This is a genomic window from Nonomuraea sp. NPDC001684 (assembly GCF_053596515.1).
Map to the genome: position 1 here is coordinate 1 of NZ_JBSFGJ010000583.1, position 4,994 is coordinate 4,994.

At 77.6% G+C, this 4,994-nt stretch carries 2 protein-coding genes; both read right to left on the minus strand.

Annotated features, from left to right (window positions below; translation table 11 throughout):
* Positions 1-49: 49 nt before the first annotated feature.
* Positions 50-3,715 (minus strand): type I polyketide synthase, encoded by a 3,666-nt coding sequence (locus tag ACWCSD_RS47710; RefSeq protein WP_449925635.1) that lies wholly within the window; start codon positions 3,713-3,715, stop codon positions 50-52.
* The coding region (locus ACWCSD_RS47715; RefSeq protein WP_449925638.1) for a condensation domain-containing protein at positions 3,708-4,994 on the minus strand (1,287 nt) is incomplete at its 5' end. The genes ACWCSD_RS47710 and ACWCSD_RS47715, both read right to left, overlap by 8 nt.

Here is a 4,994-nt window from a genome sequence, read left to right on the forward strand (position 1 = left end):
CCAGGATGGGCGGCGGCGATCCGCGACACCATGTCGGGCACGGTCACGTTCATGGGCAGCTCACCTCTCGCGTGGTCGGGGGCAGGACGTCCTGCACGGCGCGGGCGATCGCGGCGGCCCCCTCGTCGGTCAGCACGCTCCAGTGGTCCCCGGGGATCGGCCGCACCCGTACGCCGGCCGGGTACAGGGACGAGAGCCACCGTTCCAGCCACCGGCAGCGGCGCGGCGAGGCGCCGGCCCGCAGGACGACCGCCGGGCAGGGCACCGGGCGCGGGCGGTGGAGGAGGAGCGCGCGCAGGTTGCGGCGGTAGACGCCCGCGAGGTCGAACCCGTCGCCGGACGCCTCGACGAGTCCGGCGATGCGCTGCCCGGCCTCGGTGGCGGCCCCGGCGGCGGCTCCGCCGGGGCCACGGCGGGCACGGCGCAGGTGGCGCAGGTGGCTCAGCGCGTCGGCCAGGTGGCGGGGGTGGGCGCCCACGGGGATGCCGGGTCCTGGTGGCGGATGCCCGTCCACGCAGATCAGGAGGGCGACCGGGTCACCGTCCCCGGTCAGTTGCCTGGCCATCTCGTGGGCCACGACCGCCCCCATCGACCAGCCGAGCAGGACGACGGGCCGCCCGTCCGGCCGTACCCGCCGGAGCTGTCGTACGTGGCCGGCGGCCAGGGCCTCGACCGTGCCGGGGTGTCGGGTCCCGGCGACGAGCCCGGGGGTGTCGAAGGCGAGGCAGGTCCGGCCGGTCAGGGCGCCGGCCAGCGGCCGATAGGCGAGCGAGCTGCCCGACGCGGGCGGTACCAGGAAGATCGGGTCGGGCGACGGGCCCCGGGCGAGGAGCGTGGGCTCGGCGTCCGGCCCGTCGCCGGCGGACGGCCGTTCGGCGAGGTCGAGCAGCTGCCCGAAGGTGCGGCGTTCGGCGAGGTCGAGCAGGTGGCCGAAGGTGGGGCGTTCGGCGAGGACGCCGACCGGGATCTCGGTTCCCAGTCGCTCCCGCGCGGCGGCGGCCAGCCGGACCAGCCCCAGGGACTCGCCGCCTAGCCGGTAGAAGTCGTCCTCGGGGGAGACCGCGTCCACGCCGAGCGCGTCCCGCCACAGGTCCGCCAAGGACGTGCGGGAGGCGTCCGGCCGGTCGCGGGAGGTCGGGGGCAGCGGGAGCAGGGTGGTGTCGTCCGGCGTGACCGGGTCGAACGGCGGAGCCGGGAGCGGGCGGCGCCGCCAGGCCCCGGGGTCGTCCCGGTCTGGGGCGTCTTGGTCGGGTACGTCCACGTCCGTCCAGTTCACGGGGGCGCCGTGGGCCCACAGGGAGCCCAGCGCGTCGAGCACGCCGGTCCTGTCCGTGCCGTGGCGGCCGGGGAGGGCGACGGCCGCGAGATCGGCGTTCCAGAACGGATGGCGCCGCAGGGAGGCCGTCGTCGCGGTCCCCGCGCCCAGCTCGGCGAACAGCTCGGCCGGGCCGGACAGCAGCTTGCCCGCGCAGGCGCGCATCCGGACGGTGCCGCACAGCTGCGCCACCCAGTAGCCGGGATCGGCCGCGGTCCCGGCGTCCAGGGGCTCGCCGGTGAGGCCGGACAGCACGGTGAAGTCGAGGCCGCCCCGCACGGGCGTCCTGGCGACGGCCCGCGACAGCGCGTCGGCGGCCGCGCGCATGGACGGGGAATGGAAGGCGTGGCCCGTCCGCAGCGGCGCGTGGGCCACTGCGGCGGCCGCCAGCTCCGCGCGCAGCCGCTCGACGCGTTCTCGCGGGCCGGCCAGGACCGTACGGCCGACGTCCTCGACCGCCACCGACAGGCTGGTGTCCCGCCCGAACCCGGGCACCGCCTCCGCCACCCGGTCGAGCGGCAGATCGACGGCCAGCATCCGGCCGGGCGGGCAGGCGCGCATCGCGGTCGCGCGCGCCGCCACCAGGACCAGGGCGTCCTCGAACGTCCACAGCCCGGCGGCGGCCACCGCGGTGTACTCGCCCAGGCTGGAGCCCAGCGCGGCGACCGGCCGCAGGCCCCAGTCCATGAGCTGGCGCGCGATCCCGTAGCCGAGCACGAACAGGTTCACCTGCTGGACGAGCGTGTCGTCGCCGCCGTCCCGGCCCAGGACGTCCGGGTCGAGCCCGAGCCGCTTGGCGAGGACGGTCCGGGCGCGCGCGCCGGCCTCCCGCACGGCAGGCAGGCAGGCCCGCAGCGCCTCGGCGGCGCCGCCGGCCCGCGGACCGCCCTGGCCGGGGAACAGCAGCGCGACCCGCCCGGCGTCCCGCGCCCGCAGCGGAGTGGTCTCCCTGGCCAGCTCGCGGACGGCCGCCTCCGGCGTCTCCGCCACCACCGCCCGCCGCAGGGGCAGTTCGCGGCGGCCGAGGCTCAGCGTGCGGGCGGCGTCCGGCAACGAGGGGGCGTCGGCGGCGCCGAGCCGGTCGGCGAGGTCCTTGCGATAGGCGGACAGGGAAGTCCCGCTGTGCGCCGACAGGCACAGCACCCGCGGCCCGGGACGGGGCGGGCCCGCCGTCAGCGCCGGCGGTGAGGCGAGCACGACGTGGACGTTGGTCCCGCCCATGCCGAGCGAGCTCACCCCGGCCAGCGCGGGGCCGGGCCACGGCCGCCGCTCCGTCGCGACGTGGAAGGGACCGCCGTCCAGGCCCAGGTCCGGGTTGGGGCGCTCGAAGTGCACGCTCGGGACGATCTCCCCGTGCCGGAGCATCAGCGCGGTCTTGATGAGGCCCGCGACGCCGCTCGCCGCGCCCGCGTGCCCGATGTTGCCCTTGACCGAGCCGAGGCCGCAGAACCCGGTCCGCCCGGTGTGCGCGCGGAACGCCTGGGTCAGGGCCGCCACCTCGACGGGGTCGCCGAGCCGGGTCCCGGTGCCGTGCGCCTCGACGTAGGACACCTCGGCCGGATCGACGCCCGCCGCGTCGAGGGCGCGCGCCGTCACGTCCCGCTGCCCCTGCACGGACGGAGCGGTGAAGCCCACCTTGCGGGCGCCGTCGTTGTTGACCGCCGACCCGCGGACGACCGCGACGATCTCGTGCCGCTCGCGCAGGGCGTCCGCCAGCCGCCTCAGCACCACGACGCCCACGCCGTCGGCGGGCACGGTGCCGCGGGCCCCGGCGTCGAAGGGCCGGCAGTAGCCGTCGGGCGAGAGCACGTCGCCCTCGGCGTGCCGGTAGCCGCCCTCCGGGTGGATGCCGATGCGCACGCCCCCGGCCAGCGCCACGTCGCACTCGCCGTCGCGCAGGCTCCGGCACGCCAGGTGCACGGCCAGCAGCGAGGTCGAGCAGGCCGACTGCACCGTGATCGCGGGTCCGCGCAGGCCGAGTTTGTAGGCGACCCGGGTGGCCAGCATGTCCTTGTCCCAGGCGGTTTCCGGAGCGCCGTCCTTGACCAGAGGAGGGTCGCAGCCGCCGAAGACGCCGATCGCGCCGTCGAAGCGGGCCGGGTCGAGGGCGGCGTCGTCGAGCGCGAGCGAGGCCGTCTCCAGGAACACCCGCTGCTGCGGATCCATGGACGCGGCCTCGGCCCGGCTGTAGCCGAAGTAGCGCCAGTCGAACAGGGCCGCGCCCGGCATGACGCCGTACGCCGCGACGAACCCGTCGCCGGACGCGTCCGCACCGCCGCGCGGCGCCGGGCGGCGCTCGATCGTGTCGGCGCCGGTGCGCAGGTTGTGCCAGAACTGCCGCACGTCAGCCGCGCCGGGGAAGCGGCAGGCCATGCCCACGATGGCGATCAGGTCAGGCATGCCCGCCTCCTTCGACGGCCGCCGCCACGCCGTCCGCGGCCAGGCGGGCGGCGAGGGAGCGCACGGTCGGGCAGGCGAAGAACACCGTCACGGGCACCTCGGCGCCGAGCTCGTCCTCCAGCCGCACCTGGACGCGGGTGAGCAGGCCGGAGTCGCCGCCGGCCTCGAAGAAGTTGTCGTCGACGCCGATCCGCGGCCGGCGTAACACCTCGCGCCAGACGCCCAGGATGTGCTCCTCCAGCGCCGCCGTCGGCCCGCCCGGGCGGCCGGCGCCTCCCGCGTCCGCGCGCGGCGGGGCGGCCGCCGGCGGGCCGCCGGGCCTCAGAGGAGTGGTCCGGCCCCGGGCGAGGTCGTCCAGGGCCGCGGCGACGAGCCGGGCGAGGCGGGCCGCGTCGCCTTCGTCCAGCAGGCCGCCACGGCAGGTGATCGTCCCGTCCAGGCCGCCGTCGGCGTCCGCCCAGGCCGTGATCATGACGGGGTGGGCGGCGTGCGGCCGAATTTCGGGGAAGCGCATCCTGGTCAACGGGCGCCCGCCCAGCTCGGCCTGCTCGCCGGCGTCGCCGGTCTCGAAGGTGAGCAGGACCTCGCAGAACGGCGCCGCGTCCAGCCGCCGGGCCGGTCGCAGCCGGGCCACGACCCGCTCGTAGGGCACCCGCTGGTCGTCGACGGCTTCGGCGACCTGGTCACGCAGGACGGCGACCAGCTCGTCCGGCGTGCCGGCCGGCCCGGTGCGGGACCGCAGGACCACCAGGTTGACGCACGGCCCGACGGCCTGGGCGAGCGCGGGGTCGGCCCGGTTCTCGGCGGGCACGCCGAAGGTGACGTCGTCGCGTCCGGTCCAGCGGTGCAGGGCGGCGGCCACGGCACCGGCCACCACCGTGAACGGGGTGGCCCGCAGCCGCCGCCCGGCGGCGCGCAGTTCCTCACCCCGCACCGGCGGCAGCGGAACCGTGACGGGCTCCTCGCCGGGATGTGCGGACGGCCGCAGGATCGTGCTCGGCGCGCCGGCGAGCCGCCGTTCGGCACGGGCGAGCGCGGCCTCGTCGTCCCCGGCGAGTTCGGCCGCCGCGACGTCGCGGAACTGCGGCCCCTCCCACGGCGGCGGTGCGCCGCCCGCCAGCGCGGCCGCGTAGCAGCGGCCGAGGTCGCGCATGAGGAAGCGCACCGAGCCCCCGTCGGTGACCAGGTGATGCTGGCGCAGCACCAGCACGTCGTCCCCGGCGGTGGGGCGCAGGACGGCCAGGTGCAGCAGCCGTCCCGCGGCCGGGTCCAGAGCGGG

Coding starts and splice junctions, on each gene's coding strand:
- ACWCSD_RS47710 (WP_449925635.1), bottom strand. CDS start 3,715: ATGCCTGACCTGATCGCCATCGTGGGCATGGCCTGCCGCTTCCCCGGC.